General features: G+C 71.0%; 14 protein-coding genes and 1 pseudogene. 3 read left to right on the top strand and 12 right to left on the bottom strand.

Going from position 1 to position 21,013, the window contains the following annotated elements; all coding sequences use genetic code 11:
- Window positions 1-63: 63 nt before the first annotated feature.
- Genes ICC28_RS15715 through ICC28_RS15705 form a run of 3 tightly spaced genes read right to left on the bottom strand, consistent with a single transcriptional unit; the run spans window position 64 to window position 3,749 of the window.
- On the bottom strand, window positions 64-999 hold the full coding sequence (locus ICC28_RS15715) for a carbohydrate ABC transporter permease (RefSeq protein ID WP_188289174.1): 936 nt from the start codon (window positions 997-999) through the stop codon (window positions 64-66).
- The gene (locus ICC28_RS15710; protein WP_188289173.1) at window positions 996-2,030 is read right to left on the bottom strand and encodes an ABC transporter permease; all 1,035 of its coding nucleotides are present in this window, start codon (window positions 2,028-2,030) and stop codon (window positions 996-998) included. The genes ICC28_RS15715 and ICC28_RS15710 overlap by 4 nt, the downstream gene beginning before the upstream one ends.
- 27 nt (window positions 2,031-2,057) lie before the next feature.
- Window positions 2,058-3,749, bottom strand: coding sequence for an extracellular solute-binding protein (locus ICC28_RS15705; protein ID WP_188289172.1), 1,692 nt, complete (start codon window positions 3,747-3,749; stop codon window positions 2,058-2,060).
- A 327-nt stretch (window positions 3,750-4,076) separates the two neighbouring features.
- Between ICC28_RS15705 and ICC28_RS15700 the strand changes: the two genes are divergently transcribed.
- The gene (locus ICC28_RS15700; protein ID WP_188289171.1) at window positions 4,077-6,896 is read left to right on the top strand and encodes a glycoside hydrolase family 3 C-terminal domain-containing protein; all 2,820 of its coding nucleotides are present in this window, start codon (window positions 4,077-4,079) and stop codon (window positions 6,894-6,896) included.
- A 203-nt stretch (window positions 6,897-7,099) separates the two neighbouring features.
- Here ICC28_RS15700 and ICC28_RS15695 read toward each other — a convergent pair whose 3' ends face one another.
- The 3 genes from ICC28_RS15695 to ICC28_RS15685 form a co-directional block, all read right to left on the bottom strand.
- The gene (locus ICC28_RS15695) at window positions 7,100-8,545 is read right to left on the bottom strand and encodes an aldehyde dehydrogenase family protein (protein WP_188289170.1); all 1,446 of its coding nucleotides are present in this window, start codon (window positions 8,543-8,545) and stop codon (window positions 7,100-7,102) included.
- Between the two features lie 327 nt (window positions 8,546-8,872).
- The gene (locus ICC28_RS15690; RefSeq protein WP_188289169.1) at window positions 8,873-10,552 is read right to left on the bottom strand and encodes a PucR family transcriptional regulator; all 1,680 of its coding nucleotides are present in this window, start codon (window positions 10,550-10,552) and stop codon (window positions 8,873-8,875) included.
- A gap of 115 nt (window positions 10,553-10,667) precedes the next feature.
- Complete coding sequence (locus ICC28_RS15685; RefSeq protein ID WP_188289168.1) at window positions 10,668-12,773, bottom strand: ATP-binding protein; 2,106 nt, start codon at window positions 12,771-12,773, stop codon at window positions 10,668-10,670.
- 422 nt (window positions 12,774-13,195) lie between these two features.
- Between ICC28_RS15685 and gabT the strand changes: the two genes are divergently transcribed.
- Both gabT and ICC28_RS15675 read left to right on the top strand, forming a co-directional pair.
- Window positions 13,196-14,530, top strand: coding sequence for a 4-aminobutyrate--2-oxoglutarate transaminase (gene gabT / locus ICC28_RS15680; protein WP_188289167.1), 1,335 nt, complete (start codon window positions 13,196-13,198; stop codon window positions 14,528-14,530).
- A gap of 384 nt (window positions 14,531-14,914) precedes the next feature.
- The gene (locus ICC28_RS15675) at window positions 14,915-15,553 is read left to right on the top strand and encodes a phosphatase PAP2 family protein (protein WP_411158597.1); all 639 of its coding nucleotides are present in this window, start codon (window positions 14,915-14,917) and stop codon (window positions 15,551-15,553) included.
- Window positions 15,554-15,659: 106 nt separating this feature from the next.
- On the opposite strand, the pseudogene ICC28_RS40560 reads toward ICC28_RS15675, so the two are convergent.
- The 6 genes and pseudogenes from ICC28_RS40560 to ICC28_RS15650 all read right to left on the bottom strand — a co-directional run.
- Window positions 15,660-15,989, bottom strand: a pseudogene (locus ICC28_RS40560) (carbohydrate binding domain-containing protein); the annotation flags it as partial.
- Between the two features lie 75 nt (window positions 15,990-16,064).
- Window positions 16,065-16,523, bottom strand: a complete 459-nt coding sequence (locus ICC28_RS15670; protein WP_188289165.1) for a hypothetical protein — start codon at window positions 16,521-16,523, stop codon at window positions 16,065-16,067.
- Window positions 16,524-16,639: 116 nt separating this feature from the next.
- Entirely contained in the window at window positions 16,640-18,058 is a 1,419-nt protein-coding gene (locus ICC28_RS15665) for an NAD(P)/FAD-dependent oxidoreductase (RefSeq protein ID WP_188289164.1), read from the bottom strand.
- Between the two features lie 49 nt (window positions 18,059-18,107).
- The gene (locus ICC28_RS15660) at window positions 18,108-18,908 is read right to left on the bottom strand and encodes an ABC transporter permease (protein WP_188289163.1); all 801 of its coding nucleotides are present in this window, start codon (window positions 18,906-18,908) and stop codon (window positions 18,108-18,110) included.
- Entirely contained in the window at window positions 18,909-19,841 is a 933-nt protein-coding gene (locus ICC28_RS15655; RefSeq protein WP_188289162.1) for an ABC transporter permease, read from the bottom strand.
- Complete coding sequence (locus ICC28_RS15650) at window positions 19,841-21,010, bottom strand: ABC transporter ATP-binding protein (RefSeq protein ID WP_188289161.1); 1,170 nt, start codon at window positions 21,008-21,010, stop codon at window positions 19,841-19,843. Before ICC28_RS15650 ends, ICC28_RS15655 begins: the two co-directional genes overlap by 1 nt.
- Between the last annotated feature and the right edge of the window lie 3 nt (window positions 21,011-21,013).

The raw sequence follows: 21,013 nt of genomic DNA, 5'->3' as shown, positions 1-21,013 counted from the left end.
ACCAGCCACACCGAACCCGCACCCGCCGGCCGGTCGCGCAACCCCACTCACTAGGCGCAGCGGCTATCCCTTCACCGCCCCCGTGAGCATGCCCTTCTTGAAGTGCCGCTGGACGAACGGCGACAGCACGGCCACCGGAAGCAACGCCATCACCATCACGGCCATCTGCACCGCGAGACCGGACAGCTGCCCGGTCTTGATGGCCTGCCCGAGACCGACCGGGGCCTCCTGCTTCTGCAGGAGCTGGATCATGACGTTCTGCAGCGGCATCATGTCCTGGTCGTTCAGGTACAGCGAGGCGTTGAACCAGGCGCTCCAGTACCCCACCGCGTAGAACAGCGTGATCACCGCGATGACCGCGCGCGACAGCGGCAGCACGATCCTCCAGAGGATGCGCAGGTCACCGGCCCCGTCGATGCGGGCGCTGTCGATGAGCTCCTGGGAGATGCCCATGAAGAAGCCGCGCAGCACCAGGATGTTGAACACGCTGATCGCGCTCGGCAGGATCAGCGCGAGATAGCTGTCGGTCAGCCCGAGGGTCTGCACCAGCAGATACGTGGGGATGAGACCGGCGCTGAAGAACATCGTGGCCAGCAGGGTCATCAGGATCCACCGGTGCCCCACCGACCCGCTGCGCGACAGGCCGTACGCGCACAGGACGGACACGGTCATCGAGAACGCCGTACCGACCAGCGTGACCAGGACGCTGATGATCGTCGCCCGGGTGACCTGACCGCCGCTGAGCAGCTCCTGGTAGGCGACGAAGGTGATGTCCTTCGGCACCATCACCAGGCCGCCGGCCTCGTCGATGGTCTTGCGCGAGGAGAGGCTGGTGACGACGACGATCCAGAGCGGGAAGAGGATCGCGAGGCAGGCGAAGCCGAGGACGAGGCCCTTGCTCGCCAGGCCCGCCTTGGAGGGCTTCTCCTCCCACACCGGGCGGGGCGGCGCGGCCCACCGGCTCGGCTTGCGCGCGGGTTTGTCGATCACGGCGGTCACTTCTTGTACACCCCCTGCTCGCCCATGAGATGGGCCACCTTGTTCGCGGCCAGGACGAGGCCGATGCTGATGACGCCCTTGACGAGTCCGGCGGCGGCCGCGTAGCCGAAGTCCTGGTTGCGGACGCCGTTCCACCACACGAAGGTGTCGAGGACCTCCGCGGCCCCTGGTCCGACGGCTTCTCGTTGCAGCAGGATCTGTTCGAAGCCGACGGTCAGGGCGTCGCCGACACGCAGCACCAGCAGCAGCGCGATCACCGGCCGCAGCGCGGGCAGGGTGACGTGCCACATGCGGCGCCAGCGGCTGGCGCCGTCCATCGCGGCGGCCTCGTACAGGTCGGGGCTGACGGCGGCCAGCGCGGCGAGGAAGACGATGATCCCCCAGCCGGCGTCCTTCCACACCATCTCCGCGGTGACCAGGAACTTGAAGGTGTTCGGGTCCGTCATGACGTTGAGGCCGTTGTGGCCGTGGTCGCGCAGCAGTTGCGAGAGCAGTCCGGCGCCGCCGAGCAGTTGCTGGAAGACCGCGATGACCAGCACCCACGAGAAGAAGTGCGGCAGGTAGAGGACGGCCTGTGCGAACGCCCGGACCCGGGGCCTGAGCACGCTGTTGATGAGCAGCGCGAGCGCGATCGGGATCGGGAAGAACAGCAGGAGCTGGAGGAAGAACAGCACCAGGGTGTTCTGGACCGCCTGCCAGAAGGCGGAGTCCTCGAAGATCCGCTGGAAGTTCTCCAGCCCCACCCAGGGGCTGTTCAGCATGGACACGACGCCGTTGTCGCTGATGTAGGGGTCGTAGTCCTGGAAGGCCACCACGTTGCCGAGGATCGGCACGTAGTTGAAGAGCAGGACGAGGGCGACGGCCGGCAGCGTCATCAGCAGCAGCACGCGGTCGCGCCTCAGCCTGACCCGCAGGCTCAGTTTTCCCGAGGGTGGCTTCTTACGGGGGCTGGTGGCGCCGCCGGGCGCCACCGGGGTCTTCTCCGTCGAGTCGGCCTCGGCCCTGCTCCGAGGCACCGTGCTGTGCGACACGGCCGTTCTCCTTGCCTCGATGCCGGGTCAGTTGGCCGCCGAGCCGTTCTCGTCGAGGATCTTCTTGTACCAGTCGCGCAGTCCGTCGCCGCCCTTGCTCTTCCAGTCGGAGACCCACTGCTGCATGTCGCTGATCTTCTTGCGGCCGCGGACGATGTCGTCCTCCAACTGCTCCATGTCGTTGGAGAGGTTGGTGTAGCGGCCCGGCTCGGTGATCTGCATGCCCCAGAAGGAGGACTTCCTGGCGAAGGCGCCCATCCGCTGCTGCCACTCGACCTGGCCCTTGGCGACCTCGGGGTAGTCGGGGTGCGCGGTGGTCGGGGCGGGGCTGGCCACCATGACGTAGGCGTTCATCACGTCGATGTTGCCCTGGTCGGTCTTGGTGGGGACGCCGTCCTTGACGGTGTAGTGGGTGCCCTCCACACCGTAGTTGGTCATCATGTACTCCTTGGTGCCGTACGGCGCCGCGGTGACGTTGGCGACGGCGAGCACGTCACGGACGACCGCCTCGGAGGCCTTCTTGCTGACGAAGGCGAAGATGCCGGCGGGCTGTTCGGCCCACAGGACCGGGCTGCCGCCGTCGTGACCCCAGATGTCCATGCCCCAGATCTTGAAGTCCGGGTTCTGCGAAGCCTGTTCGGCGGTGCGGCTCCACCACTGCGAGATGTTGTTGGGGTAGATGATGAACTCGCCCTTGGCGAACTTGGGGCCCGGGTCGGGGGCGTTCTTGCCCATCTCGGAGTCGGGGTGGACGACGCCGGCGGCGAAGAGCTTGCGGGACCACTCCAGCGCTTCGAGGTATTCCTCGGTCTCGATGCGGTAGATGAGCTTGCCGTCGACGAGGTTCCAGCCGAGCGGCTTCTCGGCGCCCGAGAGGACGCCGAAGCAGGCGAAGGCGGTCCACTTCATGTCGAGGCACGCCCACCGCTTGGCCCTGGCGTTGGTGATGTCCTTGGCCAGCGCCATGAACTCGTCGCAGGACTTGGGGATTTCGTAGCCCTCCTTGTCGAAGATGTCCTGCCGGTACAGGGGCACCATGGAGGGGGCGGACGCCGACGGCATCGGCAGGCCGCGCAGCTTGCCGCCGAAGATGGAGCGCTGCCAGGCGCCGGTCGGGATGGCCGCGAGGTTCGGGTAGTCCTTGACCGCGTCCCCGGAGAGGTAGGGGCCGAGGTCGGCGAACTTGCTGATGATGGCGCTGGGTATCTTGCCGCCCATGTTCCAGCCGGGGACGACCACCACATCGGGGACGTCGCTGGAGGCGAGGACCGCGCCGAGCTTCTGGTCGTAGGTGTTGCCGTCCTGGTTCTGCCACTTGACGTCGACGCCGATCAGGTCGTTCATCGCCCGGTAGTAGGCGTTGTCGCCCTTCGGCGGGGAGCCCCAGAACGGCGACATGATGGTGACCCGGCCGCCCTTGCCGAGCTTCTCGGGCACCGAGGTCTTCAGGCCGGCGAGGTCCAGCTTGCTGGTGAAGCCGACCGGGGAGCCGTTCTTGGAGGGGATGTCCGGCGTGACGACGTTACTGGCCACGTAGGCCGGAAGGATCTTCTTCGCGTCCTTGCCCGACGTGGTGCCCTCGCGCTTGCCACTGTCCGAACCGCCGCAGGCGGCGAGCAGCGGCATTCCTCCGGCCACCGCTGCGGCGGCCACCGCGGAGGAGGCGAGGAAGCTTCTCCGGCTGGGCGCGGAGGAGGCGGAGGAGACGTTCGGCGTCATTGCGTCAACCCTTCATGGCGCACCTGGACACCCGGCGGTGGGCCGTCGGCTGCGGTGTCGTAAGTGGAACTGGCTGAGCTGAAGCGATGCTCCGACCTCTGACTGCGAACGAGCTAGTCGAAGCGCTTCGATGTTGCTGTGAGGTTAAGTGAACGTTCGGGGGCGCACAAGGGTCGTATCCAAGATTCCTCGGAGGTAGGAGAGGTGACCTTTCCTCATGCACCACTTGAAGTGACAGCGCCGGTCCCTTGACACCCACCCATGTGTCGAACCAGCATCGAAGCGCTTCGAAAGCCTCGCACCGATCCATCGCAAGGGGATCCCCACGTGACCGCACCCACGCCGCCCACCCCGCCCTTCCGCGATCCGCACCTGCCGTTCGCGAAGCGCATCGACGATCTGCTGGCCCGGCTCGCCCTCGACGAGAAGATCGGATTCCTGCACCAGTTCGTCCCGGCCGTCGAACGGCTCGGCATCGCCGCGTTCCGCACCGGCCAGGAGGCGCTGCACGGCGTGGCCTGGATGGGTCCGGCGACGGTGTTCCCGCAGGCGGTCGGCCTCGGCGCGACCTGGAACACCGATCTCGTACGGCGGGTCGGCGAGGCGGTGTCCGCGGAGGTCCGCGCGATGCGGGCCCGCGACGACCGCGTCGGCCTCAACGTCTGGGCCCCGACCGTCAACCTCCTGCGCCACCCCCTGTGGGGCCGCAACGAGGAGGGCTACTCCGAGGACCCGAAGCTGACCTCGGCCATCGCCACCGCCTACACGCACGGACTGCGCGGCGACCACCCGACCTACTGGCGCACCGCTCCGGTCCTCAAGCACTGGCTGGCCCACAACAACGAGACGGACCGGGACACTTCCTCCTCCTCCGTCCGCCCGCGCGTCCTGCACGAGTACGATCTGCGCGCCTTCCGCGAGGCGGTCGAGGCGGGCGCGGTGGCCGGTGTGATGCCGGCCTACAACCTGGTCAACGGCCGCCCCAACCACGTCTCCCCGTACCTGCGCGAGCACCTGCGCGCCTGGACGGACGAGGAGCTGCTGGTCTGCTCGGACGCGGGTGCCCCGTCCAACCTGGTCGACTCCGAGCACTACTTCGACACCCACGAGGAGGCGACGGCGGCCGCGCTGCTCGCCGGCGTGGACAGCTTCACCGACCACGGCACGGACAGCTCGAAGATCGTCGCTCGGGTCAAGGGTGCTGTGGCGCAGGGGCTGCTGACCGAGGCCGACATCGACGCCGCGGTCCGCCGCCAGCTCTCGGTCCGCTTCCGGCTGGGCGAGTTCGACGGGCACGAGGAGCCCGGCGCCTTCGACACCCCGGAGCACCGCGCGCTCGCCCGGGAGGCGGCCGAGCAGGCCGTCGTCCTGCTGAAGAACGACGGTGTGCTGCCGCTGGCCCCCGACACCCGCATCGCCGTGGTGGGCCTGCTCGCCGACGAGTGCAAGCTCGACTGGTACAGCGGCACCCTCCTGCACCGCTCCACCCCGCTGGAGGGCCTGTACGAGCGGTTCGGCGCCGACCGTGTGGAGTTCGCGGAGGGTGTGGACCGCGTCCGGCTGCGCACCTCGACGGGCGCCTTCCTGCACGTCCCCGAGGCGGACGCCGACGACGAGGTGCGCGGCGCCGAGGGCGCGCTGGACCCCGCGCTCCTCGCGGGCCGCACCGATCTGCCTCCCCTGACGACCGACCCGGTCGGCACCGAGCTCGCGCTCGTCGACTGGGGCGACGACGTGCTGACGCTGCGCGCTCCCGACGGCCGCTATCTGTCCGTCGCCGAGGACGGATACGTGCGCGCCTCCGCCGACCAGCCCGGCGGCTGGGTGGTCCAGGAGACCTTCCGGCTGGAACCCCATGGAAACGGACACCTCCTGCGGCATCTCGGCACTGGTCGCCACGTCTGTGTCGCCGCCGACGGCGTGAAGGTTGCCGAGGAGGACGCGGAAGTTCTGGAACTCGTCGTCGTGGAGCGCGGCGAGGAGGCGGTGGCCCGGGTCGCGGCGCGGGCCGACGTGGTGGTGGCGGTCGCGGGCAACGACCCGCACCTCAACGGCCGCGAGACCGAGGACCGTACGACCCTGCGGCTGCCCGGGCATCAGGAGCGGCTGCTGCGGGCCGCCCGCGCCGTCAACCCGAACACGGTGCTGGCGCTGGTCTCCGCCTACCCGTACGCGGTGGACGCCGGTTCCCTGCCGGCGCTGCTGTGGACGGCCCACGGCGGCCAGGCGGCCGGCACCGCGCTGGCCCGCGTCCTGGCCGGCGACGTCTCACCGGCGGGCCGGCTGCCGCAGACCTGGTACGCCGACGACGCCGATCTGCCCGGCCTCCTCGACTACGACGTGATCGGCAGCCGCCAGACGTACCTGTACTTCGAGGGCACCCCGCTCTTCCCCTTCGGCCACGGCCTGTCGTACGCGGCGTTCTCCTACGGCGACCTGATGACGCGGGTGACGGGGGACGCGGTGCACGTCTCCTTCACGGTGACGAACACCGGCGAGGTGACCGCCGACGAGGTCGCCCAGCTCTACACGCGCGCAGTGGAGCCGTCGGTCCCGCGTCCGCGGCGCGAGCTGGTGGACCACCGCCGGATCACGCTGGCGCCGGGCGAGCGGGCCGAGCTGGCCTTCGAAGTGCCTTTGTCCGCCTTCGAGTTCTGGGACGTGGCGCACGGGCGGTGGCGGCGCGAGCCGGGTCCGTACGACGTCATGGCCGGGGCGTCCAGCGAGGACATCCGGCTCCGGACGACCGTACGCCTCGACGGCACCCCGGCCGCCCCGCGCGCGGTCCGCGAACGCGGCCTGGACGGGGCCGACTTCGACGAGCAGAGCGGCGTCGAGATCGTCGACCGCGCGAGGACCTCGGGCGACGCGGTGACGGCGGCGGAGGGCCGGACGGGTGAACTGATCTACCGCGACTGCGACTTCGGGAGCGGTGTCACCGGACTGACGGCGACGGTGTCCGGCGAGGGCACGGTCGAGGTGTCGCTGGACGGCGGTCCGGTGGTGGCCGTACTGACGGTGGCCGAGGTCGGTGGCCCGTACGACTACACCGAACTCGGCGCCGCGATCACGGCCGAGGGCCTGCACGACGTCCGCCTCGGACTGCGCGGCCGCGTGCGGCTCGCGCACGTCGGCTTCTCCGGTTGAGGGGCCGGAGGAAGCCGGCGCGAAGAAGGGGCCCGGCACCGGAAGGCATCGGTGCCGGGCCCCTTCGGGACGGCGAACTCGCGTCGAGAACGACTGTACCTGAAAATGGTTCCCATTAGCTAGGGGTTCCCTCAGTGAAAAGCCGACGGCCGCAGCCCCCGCACAGTGGGCTGCGGCCGTCCTTCCGACCCGTCCGTGGCAGGTCAGAGCGCGAGGCCGGTGAGGACCAGGACCCGCTCGTAGGTGTAGTCGTCCATGGCGAACCGCACGCCCTCGCGGCCCACGCCGGACTGCTTGGCGCCGCCGTACGGCATCTGGTCCGCGCGGTAGGAGGGCACGTCACCGATGACGACACCGCCGACCTCCAGGGCCCGGTGGGCGCGGAAGGCGGTCTGCAGGTCGCGCGTGAACACGCCCGCCTGGAGGCCGTACTTGGAGTCGTTGACGGCGGCGAAGGCCTCGGCCTCGCCGTCCACCTTCTGCACGGTGAGGACCGGTCCGAAGACCTCCTCGCAGGCCAGGTTGGTGCCGGCCGGCACATCGGTGAGGACGGTCGGCGCGTAGGAGGCGCCGTCGCGCTTGCCGCCGGTCAGCAGCGAGGCGCCGGCCTCGACGGCCTCCTGCACCCAGGCCTCTACGCGCTTTGCCGCGTCCTCGCTGACCAGCGGGCCGACGTCGGTCCTGTCGTCGCTCGGGTCACCGGTGACCTGGGCCTCGACGGCGGCGACGATGCGCGGCAGCAGACGGTCGTAAACGGAGGCGTCCGCGATCACGCGCTGCACCGAGATGCAGGACTGGCCGCCCTGGTAGTTGGAGAAGGTGGCGATGCGGGTGGCGGCCCAGTCGAGGTCCTCGTCGCTCGCGAAGTCGGCGAGGACGACGGCCGCGCCGTTGCCGCCCAGCTCCAGGGTGCAGTGCTTGCGCGGCACCGAGTCCATGATCGCGTAGCCGACCTTCTCGGAGCCGGTGAAGGAGATGACCGGCAGGCGCTCGTCCTGGACGAGGGCGGGCATGCGGTCGTTGGAGACCGGGAGGATGCTCCACGAACCGGCCGGCAGCTCGGTCTCGGCGAGCAGCTCACCGATGATCAGGCCGGAGAGGGGGGTGGCCGGAGCCGGCTTGAGGATGATCGGCGCGCCGGCGGCGATGGCCGGGGCGATCTTGTGGGCGCAGAGGTTGAGCGGGAAGTTGAACGGCGCGATGCCGAGGACCACGCCCTTCGGGAAGCGGCGGGTCAGGGCGAGGCGGCCCTGGCCGCCGAGGTCGGTGTCGAGGCGCTGGGCCTCGCCGCCGTTGAAGCGGCGGGCCTCCTCGGCGGCGAACCGGAACACGGAGACGGCACGGCCGACCTCGCCGCGCGCCCACTTGATCGGCTTGCCGTTCTCGGCGGAGATCAGGCGTGCGATCTCCTCGGTGCGCTCGACGAGGCGGCGGCTTACGTGGTCCAGGGCGGCGGCGCGGACGTGCGCCGGGGTGGCGGCGAACTCGTCCCGTACGGCGTACGCGGCGGCCACGGCCTCCTCGACCTGGGCGTCGGTCGGCACGCTCACCTTGCCGACGAGACGGCCGTCCCACGGGGAGGTGACGTCGAAGGTGTCCTCGCCGGTGACCTGGCGGCCGGCGAGCCAGAAGGCGTGGGTGGAAGTCATAGTGGAGTCCCGGCCCTTCCGCGTTGGGGGTGGGTGTTGCCTGGTTCGGGGTCCACGGTAGGGGGGCGGGGGCGGGGTGGCGTTTGTCCGAGTCGTAGTAGTGGGGGTGGGGGGTGCGCCGGAATGGCGGGGTGGGTGGTCGCCCCCGCCGCCCCTGCCCGTCCCGTCCCCGGGGGCTCCGCCCCCGGGCCCCCGGCCTTTGCCCACCCACCACCCGTTTGCTGTCGGCCGAAAGGTGAACCTCTCAGCCCACCGAGTCGGGTGGTGGGTGGGCAAAGGCCCGGGGGTCTGGGGGCGGAGCCCCCAGCGAGGGCCCGCACCGGGGACCTACTCCGCCGACGTTGCCTTCAGGGCCAGCCACAGCTCCATCCGAACGTCCGGGTCGTCGAGCGAGCGCCCCAGGATTTCCTCGACCCGGCGCATCCGATAGCGGAGCGTATGGCGGTGGACGCCGAGGTCGGCCGCCGCCGCGTCCCACTGCCCGTGGCGGGACAGCCACGCGCGCAGGGAGTCGACCAGGTCGCCGCGCCCGGTGGCGTCGTGTTCGTGGAGGGCACGGAGGAGCCCGTCGGCGAAGGCCCGGACCGCGTCGTCGGCCAGGAGGGGCAGGACGGAGCCCGCGGCCAACTGCTCGTGCTCCACGCACACCCGCCCCCGCCGCCGCGCCACGGACAGGGCCTGCTCGGCCTGCTTGTAGGCCGCCGCCGTGGCGATCGGACCGACCGGCGCCGAGAGCCCGACGACCAGTTCGCCGTTCTCCGTCTCCCGCACGGCGGCGCCCGCGCGCGCCGCCTCCAGCGCGGTCGCGTACTCGCCGCACGCGGCGACCGCGGCGCCGCCGTCCGCGGCCAGCACCACCAGCCGCTCCCCCTCGGGCACGACCAGCACCGCCTCCCCGGCCCGGGCCGCGGCGGACTCGACCACCTCGGCGAGCGCCCCGAGCGGATCGCCGTTGGTGTCGGTGGCCGCGGCCAGGGCCGCCGCCGACGGCTTGGCGGTGGACTGCGCGGGCTCGGCGGGCTCCACGGCCGCGAGCGCCGCCGACACCGTCACCGACTCCGCGACGATCAGCCGGAAGGGGGCGTCCAGCAGGCCGCCGTAGAGGTCCCCGGCGACGGCCCGGGCGTGGTCGGGCTCCCCGGCGAGCAGCATCCGCAGCACTGCCGCGCCGATCCGCTGTTCGGCCGCGTGCAGGGAGCGCGAGCGTTCGGTGGTCAGGGTCAGCAGGGCGATGGCGGAGTGGACGGCGTAGCGCTCGGCGGTGCCGAGGGCCGCCGCCGTACCGACGGCCAGGGCCGCCCGGGGCCGCCGCCCCGTGCCCAGGCTGTGCAACTCGACCCGGTCCTCGTTGTCGGAGTTGTCGGGGCCGGGGCCGCCCACCACCGAGGAGGCCGGTGCGGGCCGGTCCCGCAGCCGTTCGACGTCGGCCGTGAGCCGGGCCGCGCGCCGCCCCGCCCACTCCGGTGCCGTGGCGACGACGGCGCCGGACGCGTCGTAGAGCGCGGCCCAGCCGTCGACCTGGGCGGCGAGCGCGGCGAGCAGCCCCTCGGGGCCGTCGGTGAGCGCCTGCTTGGTCAGCTCGCGCTGGGCGGCGAAGCCCGCCGTCACCGCCCGGTACTGGTCGGCGGCGATCGCCGCCGACACGGCCTTGCTGATGGCGAGGAACGGTGTGCGGCGCGGCACCTCCAGCAGCGGCAGCCCCTCCTGCTCCGCCGCCTCGACCAGTGCCGCCGGGATGTCCTCGTAGTTGACGCCCACGGCGAAGCCGAGTCCGACCACGCCCGCGCCGACCAGCCGCTTCACATAGCGGCGCATGGCCTCGGGGTCCTCCGCGTCCAGCTTGAGCGCGGTGATCAGCAGCAGCTCCCCGCCCTCCATGTAGGGGACGGGGTCGGCGAGCTCGCTGACGTGCGCCCAGCGGACGGGCACGTCGAGCCGGTCCTCGCCCGCCCGCACGGTGAGCTTGAGCGCGGAGTGGTGGACGAGCGAGGCGAGCGTGGGAGGCATGGGGCCTTCAGGTCGTCAGGTCGGTGAAGTCTGCGTGATCCTTGTGATCATTTGGCCGCCACGTATGAACGACCTCTGCCGATTCTGCCTCACCGTACGGTCACGAGGTGACCGTTCAGCCCCGGAGATCCACCAGCAGCGGCGGCGCGTGCTCGCCCCGCACGTCCGTCAGCGACAGCACCGCATGCCCGGGCGGTACGCCGTGCGCAAGCTCGGACGCCGACCACCGCTCCCGCTCGACCTGGCGCACGGTCACGGCACGCGCGGTGGCCGCCTTGCCGGTGATGACCCGGCGCACCGCGTGCAACGCCTTCCCGGCCGGGGTCTCGGCGATGATCTGCCGGTCGGTGACGTCCCGCGCCTCGGTCCACTCCTTGCCCCACACCTCGGCGAAGTCCTGCCCGTCCCACGGGGTCAGCCCGGACAGCGCCATCCGGCATCCGACGGAGCCGAGCAGCGGCCCGCGCAGCGGACGCGGTACGTCGTCCAGGGTGCGCAGGGTCAGCACGGCACCGGCGTTGCCGGACCGCAGCCGCTGGATGCCGCGTACGGCCTCGGGCGTGACCACGCCGGTGGCGTCGTCGAGGATCAGGCAGGCGAACAGTGACCGGTCCTCGCGCACCGCGACGCTCGCCGTGAACTGGGCGAGCACCAGCCGCGCCAGCATCCGCGAGGCGTCCGCGTGCCCGCGCGACGGCAGGTCGATGCGGACGCGTACGGGGTGGTCGAGGGCTCTGAGCGAGAAGGGCCGCGACTGCCCGGAGGTGTCGAAGAACCCGGCGAACGCGGGCCGGTCGAGCAGCGCCACCCGGTCGGCGAGCACTCCCCCGACATCGCCCGGGTGGGCCATCTGCCGCTCCCGGGCGTCCAGTTCGCGCAGCAGCGACTCCTGCCCGGAGCCCTGCAGCGCCGTGCGCAGCGCGGCGAGCGGTCCGGGTGCCCCGTCCAGCAGCTGACGCAGCTCGGGGACGGACGGGAAACGGTCGTGGACCGCCCGGAACGGCCCGAGCAGCTGCGCCAGCACGGTCGTGGAACGGCGGCTGTCACTGCCGGGGTGCGGGTCGGCGAGGTCCCCGACCAGCGCCTCGGCCAGCACGGCCGCGGCCTCGTCGGGGTCGGTGGTCCCGCCGTACAGGTCGAGGTCGTACACGGACTCCGGATTCCCGATCCGTACGACGACGTCGTAGGCGTCGGCCGGGCCGAGCCCCGCGCCCGCCGCGCCCACGGCCACGACGGCGGCGCGCCCGGCGAGCGCGTGCAGGCACAGCGACTCGGCGAGCGGCCGGACGACGGTGCCGGTCTTGCCGGAACCGGCCGGACCGACGGCGAGCAGGGAGGTGCCGAGCAGCTCGGGGCCGAGGGCGAGTCCGGTGCCGCGGTAGGCGTACGGGTTGCGGGCGTCGTCGGCGGTGGTACCGAGCCGCACCTGCCCGGTGACCAGGTCGTGGCGGGCCAGCCGGGTCGACAGGTCACGGGCGCCGGAAGGGTGCGGGCAGGCGGCGGAGCCGTGCTTGAGCACGGCTCCGGTGAAGGTGGACAGGTCGTGCCGCCCGCTGCGCACGCCCTGCCAGGCACGGGCGATCCGGGCGTGGTCGACGTCCCGCATCAGCCCGGCCTTCGCCTCCCCGGCGAGCCGCTCGGCGGCGTCCACGGCACCGGCGGCGCGCAGTTGCGGCCACTCGGTGGGGTCGTGCTCGGGGGCGGGGGGTGCCACATCGGGCTGCCCGCGCCGGAAGCGGGGAGCGACGAAGCGACGCCACACCTCACTCCAGCGACCGAGCTTGCCGACCCCGACCATGATGATCAACGCAACGATCACCTCGTAGCCCCGGTATACGAGGACAGTGCCCACGCCACCGAGGTCACCGTCGCCACCACGCCAGGAGTCGGGCGTGACCAGGAACAACGGAATCCACCACCAGGTGCCGAGATATCCGTTCTGGAGCAACGACCAGATCAACCACCCCACCAGAAACGCGATCAGCGCCCCGCTGAGCAACTGCCGCGCCGGGATCTGCTCCGGCTCCTCCGCCGGCCGCGGCCGGTGCCCGAACCGCCACACGCCCGGCAGCGCCTCCGGCCGGGGCGTCCGCAGCCAGGCCAGGAACGCCGAACCGTCCGGCATCGGCGGCGCCGAAGGCCTGGGCGGAACGGCGGAGCGTGATCGCGGCACAGGCGTCGCGTGCGTACCCCGCGCGTCCTGCGTCCCGTCGCTGTCCATCGCCCTTGCCCCCTGACCAGCCGTTCCGTCCACCATCAGCGAGCCAATCTAACGCCCCCGCAAGGGGAGTTCACCGTTTGCGGCTCCGGCGCGCGGAACGGAGCCGGCACCGGACCGCAAACCCGCCGTGCCCGTCTCGGACTACGGACCGCAAACCCGCCGTGCCCACCGCCGACCACAGGCCGCAATCCTGCCGTGCCCACCACGGACAACGGACCGGAAACCCGCCACGACCACCACGAACCACAGCCCGCCCACCCGCCACGACCACCACGAACCCCATCCCACCCACCCGCTATGTCCACCACGGACAACCAACCGCCCCGACAACGCCCACATGGAGCATGCCCACCCCCCTCCGGCCGCCCTAGCCTGCGAGAAAAGAAGAAGACAAGCATCCGCAAAACCCCCAGGAGCCCCTCATGACCGACCTTCCGCAGGAGCGCCGCGTCGTCACCGCCATCCCCGGCCCGAAGTCGCAGGAGCTGCAGGCCCGCCGCGTCGCCACGGTGGCCCAGGGCGTGGGCTCCGTGCTGCCGGTGTTCACCGCGCGGGCCGGCGGCGGCATCATCGAGGACGTCGACGGCAACCGCCTGATCGACTTCGGCTCCGGCATCGCCGTGACCAGCGTCGGCGCGTCCGCCGAGGCCGTCGTACGCCGTGCCTCCGCGCAGCTCGCGGACTTCACCCACACCTGTTTCATGGTGACGCCGTACGAGGGCTACGTCGAGGTCGCCGAGGCCCTCGCCGAGCTCACCCCGGGTGACCACGCCAAGAAGTCGGCGCTGTTCAACTCGGGTGCCGAGGCCGTCGAGAACGCCGTCAAGATCGCGCGTGCGTACACCAAGCGCCAGGCCGTCGTCGTGTTCGACCACGGCTACCACGGCCGCACCAACCTGACGATGGCGCTGACGGCGAAGAACATGCCGTACAAGAACGGCTTCGGGCCGTTCGCGCCCGAGGTGTACCGAGTGCCGGTCGCCTACGGCTACCGCTGGCCGACCGGTGCCGAGAACGCCGGCCCGGAGGCCGCCGCGCAGGCCATCGACCAGATCACCAAGCAGGTCGGCCCGGAGAACGTGGCCGCGATCATCATCGAGCCGGTGCTCGGCGAGGGCGGCTTCATCGAGCCGGCCAAGGGCTTCCTGCCGGCGATCGTGAAGTTCGCCAACGACAACGGCATCGTCTTCGTCGCCGACGAGATCCAGAGCGGGTTCTGCCGTACCGGGCAGTGGTTCGCGTGCGAGGACGAGGGCATCGTCCCGGACCTGATCACCACCGCCAAGGGCATCGCGGGCGGTCTGCCGCTGGCCGCCGTGACCGGCCGCGCCGAGATCATGGACGCCGCGCACGCCGGCGGCCTGGGCGGCACCTACGGCGGCAACCCGGTGGCCTGCGCCGGTGCGCTCGGCTCCATCGAGACGATGAAGGAGCTGGACCTCAACGCCAGGGCGAAGAACATCGAGGCGATCATGAAGGGCCGCCTCACCGCCATGGCCGAGAAGTTCGACATCATCGGCGACGTGCGCGGCCGCGGCGCCATGATCGCGATCGAGCTGGTCAAGGACCGCGCCACCAAGGAGCCGAACCCGGAGGCCACCGCCGCGCTCGCCAAGGCCTGCCACGCCGAGGGCCTGCTGGTCCTGACCTGTGGCACCTACGGCAACGTGCTGCGCTTCCTGCCGCCGCTGGTCATCGGCGACGACCTGCTGAACGAGGGCCTCGACATCATCGAGCAGGCCTTCGCCCGCATCTGACGTCCGCCCCCGTGGCCCCGGCCCCGACAGGGGTTTCGTTCCGGGACTGGGGCCACGAGCGGCAGAGGGTGTGAAGAACGTGTGCGAGGTGCCTGCCAGGTCTCGATTCCGACTGTCTTGAGCCCATCCCCTGTCGTAGGTTCTACCCAGATGAGAGATACACCCCGCCCACAGGGGACTGTGGGTGGCATCAGGACGGGGCCTCCCCAGCTTCGCCCTGGTCGTGCCCTCGCGCACACATACGGAGCCTCCGGCTCCGGATCTCCTCACCGATCGGACAGTCGCCCGCCCCAAACCCCCCGGGGCGCGCGACCGACCGGTCCGGACGGCCGCCCCGCAACAACCCCCCCTGTTCCGGGGCGGCCGACCTCCCTCCTCTCCCTCCTGGGACTCCTCGGGCTTCCCGCCCTGCTCTTCGCGCTGATCACCTGGCAGGTCGTGGCCGACGGCCCGCTGCTCCGGGTGGACGAACGCCTCAGCCGAGCCCTCGTCCACCCCGACCGCGCCTCCGAACTCCTCGCCGACCTGGGCAACGTCGAGGTCGCGGTGCCCGTCCTCGGCGCGGTGCTCCTCTACGTCGCCCAGCGCTCCCGGCGCACCGGCGCGCACCGCTGGTGGTGGCCGGCCACGGCGGCGGCCCTGCTGATGGCCCTGGTCCCGCTGCTGGTCGTCCCCGTCAAGGTGCTGACCGACCGCCCGGGCACCCCGGCCGTGCCGCCGGCCACCGGCTACTTCCCGTCCGGCCACACCGCCACGGCGATGATCGCCTACGGCGCCGCCACCCTGCTCCTCCTTCCCCGGCTCCGCTCGTCGGGCGCCCGCCGCTGCCTCGTCGCCCTCTGCGCCGTCCTCGTGCTCGGCGTCTCCTTCGGCCTGGTCCGGCGCGGCTACCACTGGCCGCTGGACGTCGTGGCGAGCTGGTGTCTGGGCACGGTGCTGCTGACCGGCTTCGTCCTCGTCCTCGGCCGAAGCAGCCGTCGCACGTCCGCCGGGACTCCCCGTTCGGACACCGGTCCCGGTTGACCGAGCGGGTCATCAGGCCGCCCGCGCAGCGCGGGCCGGGTGCCGTGGGTGGCGTACGAGGGAGTCGCAGGGCGTCCACCGGGGAAATGTCGTCGGCGAGGCAGGCGCCGGTGCCGCTCGCGCCCCAGTGGACGTGCACTCCCCGGACACGGCCGGAGAGCGGGTACCGCGCGTCCGGTTCCACGGTCACCGTCTGTGCGCACCGGGCGTTGTCGCTGCCGACCGGGGTGGCCTTCAGCGCCGAACTGCCGCTGCGCACAGGTGAGTCGACGGTCGTGCCGGAGGTGCGGGTCCAGGCGTCAGGGCCGGACTCGAAGCCGCCGTTCCGGACGGGGTCCGCGTCGGCCGCACGGGCGGCCGACGAGAGCGCGGTGAGGCCGGGCGCGGCCAGGAGTGCGGCCGTGAGCACGGCGAGGAGAGGTCCGGTGCGCTCCACCAGTGCCTCCGGGACTGGGGGAATCGGAGGGTGGAACGCGCTCCAATCGGTCCGGACCGATCCGGTTGTCCAGGCCTACGGCAGGCTCTCTCCCTCCGCCGCGAGACCCGCCGCGGCCTCGTGCATCGCGAGTTCGAGGAGCCCCGGATCGGTGAGGGTGCCGGAGCCGTCCGGCGGGACCAGCCAGCGCACGCCACCCGTGGACCTGCCGGGATACGGCACCACGATCCAGGTGCCGGCGCCCGCCGTGCGGATGCCGGTGCCGAGCCAGCGTGCCGCCGTGCCCGGCGGCACGAAGAAGCCCATCCGCGCATCACCGAAGTCGACGAGCACCGGGCCGGGCTGGTCGAGGATGCGGGTGAGCACGTCGAGCGTGGGATAGCCGAGCTCACCCGGCAGGATGAGCACGTCCCAGGCCTTTCCGGCGGGCAGCAGCGCGACCCCGAGCGGGTTGCGTTCCCACTCCCAGCGGCAGGCCTCGGGATCCGGCGCCACCGATGCCAGCCATTCGACCGCCGTCTTCGCCCCTGTCATGACGGGAACCTCCTTCTTCCAACGTGGACGCCTTCTGCGTCACGAGGGAGAGGGAGGTCACCCGGCGGGCATTACGCGGGTTTCCTTCACTCGTCGGAGTGAAGTGGGTCACGGTGTCAGCTGTCGAAGCCCAGCCCGAGCCGGTCCATGGTCTTCAGCCACAGGTTGCGCCGCCCGCCGTGCCGGTCGGCCCGGGCCAGCGACCACTTGGTGAGGGCGATGCCGGTCCAGGCGAACGGCTCCGGCGGGAAGGGCAGCGGCTTCTTGCGGACCATGTCGAGCGAGGTGCGCTCGGTCTCCTCGCCCGACAGCAGGTCCAGCATCACGTCCGCGCCGAAGCGGGTGGCGCCGACCCCGAGGCCGGTGTACCCCGCCGCGTACGCCACCTTCCCGTGGTGTGCGGTGCCGAAGAACGCCGAGAAGCGCGAGCAGGTGTCGATCGCGCCGCCCCAGGCGTGCGTGAAGCGGACGCCCTCCAGCTGCGGGAAGCAGGTGAAGAAGTGGCCGGCGAGCTTGGCGTACGTCTCCGGGCGGTCGTCGTACTCGGCGCGCACCCGGCCGCCGTAGGGGTAGATGGCGTCGTAGCCACCCCACAGGATGCGGTTGTCGGCGGAGAGCCGGAAGTAGTGGAACTGGTTGGCGCTGTCCCCGAGGCCCTGCCGGCCGCGCCAGCCGACCGCCTTGAGCTGCTCGTCGGTGAGCGGCTCGGTCATCAGCGCGTAGTCGTAGACCGGGACGGTGTACGCCCGCACGCGCTTGACCAGGTTGGGGAAGACGTTCGTGCCGAGCGCGACCTGCCGGGCGCGGATCCGGCCGTAGGGGGTGCGTACGGCCATCCCGGCGCCGTACGGCTTCAGGGTGAGGGCGGGGGTGTGCTCGTGGACGCGGACGCCGAGCCGGACGCAGGCCCGCTTCAGGCCCCAGGCGAGTTTGGCGGGGTTGAGCATGGCGACGCCCCGGCGATCGTACAGACCCGCCTGGAACGTGGGCGAGTCGACCTGTGCCCGCACCGCGTCGGCGTCCAGGAACTCCACGCCCTCGGCGAGCCCCCGACGCTCGATCTCCTCGTACCAGTCGCGCAGTTCCCACGCCTGGTACGTCTCGGTCGCCACGTCGATCTCGCCGGTGCGCTCGAAGTCGCAGTCCAGGGAGTAGCGGGCGACCGCCGCCTCGATCTCGTCGAGGTTGCGGGCGCCCAGCCGCTCCAGGGTGTGGATCTCGTCCGGCCAGCGGGCCAGTCCGTTGGCCAGCCCGTGGGTGAGGGAGGCGGCGCAGAATCCGCCGTTGCGGCCCGAGGCGGCCCAGCCCACCTCGCGGCCCTCCAGCAGGACCACGTCCCGCTGCGGGTCGCGTTCCTTGGCGAGGAGCGCGGTCCACAGTCCGCTGTACCCGCCGCCGACGACCAGCAGGTCGCAGGTCTCGGCGCCGGTGAGGGCGGGCTCGGGGTGGGGCTTGCCGGGGTCGTCCAGCCAGTACGGGACCGGCTGGGCTTCGGAAAGTGCCTTTGTCCAACGGCTCATGGCGCTTGGGGCCATGATTTCAACTCCCTACGGGGGATTCTCTACGGGGGATTCCCGAAAAGGCCTACGCCTTTTGCTTGTTGCGGCGGCTGGTGATCGTCATCGACACCAGCACGAACAGTACGGCGACGATGAACATGGCCGTACCGATGACATTGATCTGAACGGGCGTTCCGCGCTGCGCCGAGCCCCACACGAACATGGGGAAGGTGACGGTCGAGCCCGCGTTGAAATTGGTGATGATGAAATCGTCGAAGGAGAGCGCGAAGGCGAGCAGCGCGCCCGCGGCGATTCCGGGTGCCGCGATCGGCAGGGTGACCCGCACGAAGGTCTGGAACGGGCCGGCGTAGAGGTCCTGCGCGGCCTGCTCCAGCCGCGGGTCCATCGACATGACGCGCGCCTTGACGGCCGTCACGACGAAGCTGAGGCAGAACATGATGTGGGCGATGAGGATCGTCCAGAAGCCCAGCTGGACGCCCATGTTGAGGAACAGGGTGAGCAGCGAGGCGGCCATGACGACCTCGGGCATGGCCATCGGCATGAAGATCAGCGAGTTGATGGCGCCGCGCGCCCGGAACCGGTAGCGGACCAGCGCGAAGGCGATCATCGTGCCGAGGGCGGTGGCGCCCAGTGTCGCCCAGAGGGCGATCTGGAGGCTGAGGCTCAGCGAGGAGCACAGGCCGGACACACCGCACGGGTCGGTCCACGCCTCGGTGGAGAACTCCTGCCACTCGTAGTTGAAGCGCCCCTTCGGATTGTTGAAGGAGAACACCGTCACGACGACGTTCGGCAGCAGCAGGTATCCGAGCGTGAAAAGACCCGCGATGACGACGAAATTGCGCTTGAGCCAATTGACGAAGGCCATTTAAACCAGATCCTCCGTGCCGGACTTGCGGATGTACAGCGTCACCATGATCAGGATCGCGAACATCAGGATGAAGGAGAGTGCCGCCGCCGTCGGATAGTCGAGGATCCGCAGGAACTGCGACTGGATGACGTTTCCGATCATGCGGGTGTCGGTGGAGCCGAGCAGATCGGCGTTCACGTAGTCACCGGCGGCCGGGATGAACGTCAGCAGGGTGCCGGAGACGACACCGGGCATCGACAGCGGGAAGGTGACCCTGCGGAAGGTCGTGACCGGTCTCGCGTACAGGTCGCCCGCCGCCTCGTGCAGCCTCGGGTCGATGCGCTCCAGCGAGGTGTACAGCGGAAGGATCATGAACGGCAGGAAGTTGTACGTCAGACCGCAGATCACCGCCAGCGGGGTGGCCAGCACCCGGTCGCCGGCGGTCATGCCGAGCCAGCTGGTGACGTCCAGGACGTGCAGCGAGTTCAGCGCGCTGACGACCGGGCCGCTGTCCGCGAGGATCGTCTTCCAGGCCAGGGTGCGGATCAGGAAGCTGGTGAAGAACGGCGCGATCACCAGGATCATGATCAGGTTCCGCCAGCGGCCGGCCCGGAACGCGATCAGGTAGGCCAGCGGGTAGCCCAGCAGCAGACAGAGGACCGTGGCGGAACCGGCGTACAGCACCGACCGCAGGAACTGCGGGTAGTACTCGGTCAGCGCGTCCCAGTAGGTCGCGAAGCGCCAGGTGACCTCGTAGCCCTGCTCCAGGGAGCCGGTCTGTACGGAGGTGGAGGCCTGGTAGACCATCGGCAGCGCGAAGAAGACCAGCAGCCAGGCGAGGCCGGGCAGCAGCAGGAGGTACGGCGTCCAGCGGCCGCGCCTGCGCGGGGGCTTCTTCTCGGGGGTGGCGGGCGCCAGCGGCGGCGGCGCGTCGGTGAGCGTGGCAGCCATCAGACCGCCTCTTCCTCGGTGCCCGCGGAGCCCACTGTCCCAGCAAGCAGGGACTGCGCCGCGTCGAGCCCGAAGGTGTGCGCCGGGCTCCAGTGCAGGACGACCTCGGCGCCGGGCACCAGTCGCGTGTCACGGTCGACGTTCTGGGCGTAGACCGCGAACTCGGGGCAGACGGGGCTGTCGATGACGTACTGCGTGGAGACGCCGATGAAGGACGCGTCCGCGATCGTGCCGGTGACGCGGTTGCGACCGTCCGGGATCTCGCCCGCGTCGTCGGCGTGGGTGAGGGAGATCTTCTCCGGGCGTACGCCGACCAGCACCTTGCCGCCGGTCGTGGTGGGGGCCGAGCAGCGCGCCTCGGGCAGGACCAGCTTGCCGCCGCCGGCCTTGAGGACGATGTCGCCGCCGTTCCTCGTGTCGATCTCGGCCTCGATGAGGTTGGAGGTGCCGAGGAAGTTGGCGACGAAGGTGGTCCTCGGGTTCTCGTACAGGTCGGCGGGGGCGCCGAGCTGCTCGACGCGGCCCGCGTTCATCACGGCGACCGTGTCGGCCATCGTCATGGCCTCCTCCTGGTCGTGCGTGACGTGCACGAAGGTGATGCCGACCTCGGTCTGGATGCGCTTGAGCTCCAGCTGCATCTGGCGGCGCAGCTTGAGGTCGAGGGCGCCGAGGGGCTCGTCGAGGAGGAGCACCTTGGGGTGGTTGATCAGCGCGCGGGCGACCGCGACGCGCTGCTGCTGGCCGCCGGAGAGCTGGTGCGGCTTCTTGCGCGCCTGCTCGCCGAGCTGGACCAGGTCGAGCATCTCCTCGACCTGCTTCTTCACGCTCTTGATGCCGCGCCGACGCAGACCGAAGGCGACGTTCTCGAAGATGTCGAGGTGCGGGAAGAGGGCGTAGGACTGGAAGACCGTGTTCACGGGGCGTTTGTAGGGCGGCAGGCGGGTGACGTCCTGGTCGCCGAGGGAGACCGTGCCGGTGGTGGGCTCCTCGAGTCCGGCGATCATGCGCAGGGTGGTGGTCTTTCCGCAGCCGGAGGCGCCGAGCAGCGCGAAGAAGGAGCCCTGCGGCACGGTCAGGTCGAGCGGGTGGACGGCGGTGAAGCCGTTGCCGTACGTCTTGCTGATGCCCGACAGGCGGACGTCACCGGTGTTGTCGTTCGTGTTCGTCATGTC

This window comes from Streptomyces sp. TRM68416, assembly GCF_014596915.1.
In the GTDB taxonomy this organism is placed as follows: Bacteria; Actinomycetota; Actinomycetes; order Streptomycetales; family Streptomycetaceae; genus Streptomyces.
Note: the sequence above shows the minus strand (reverse complement) of the source record. Positions and strands in the feature narration are given on the sequence as shown.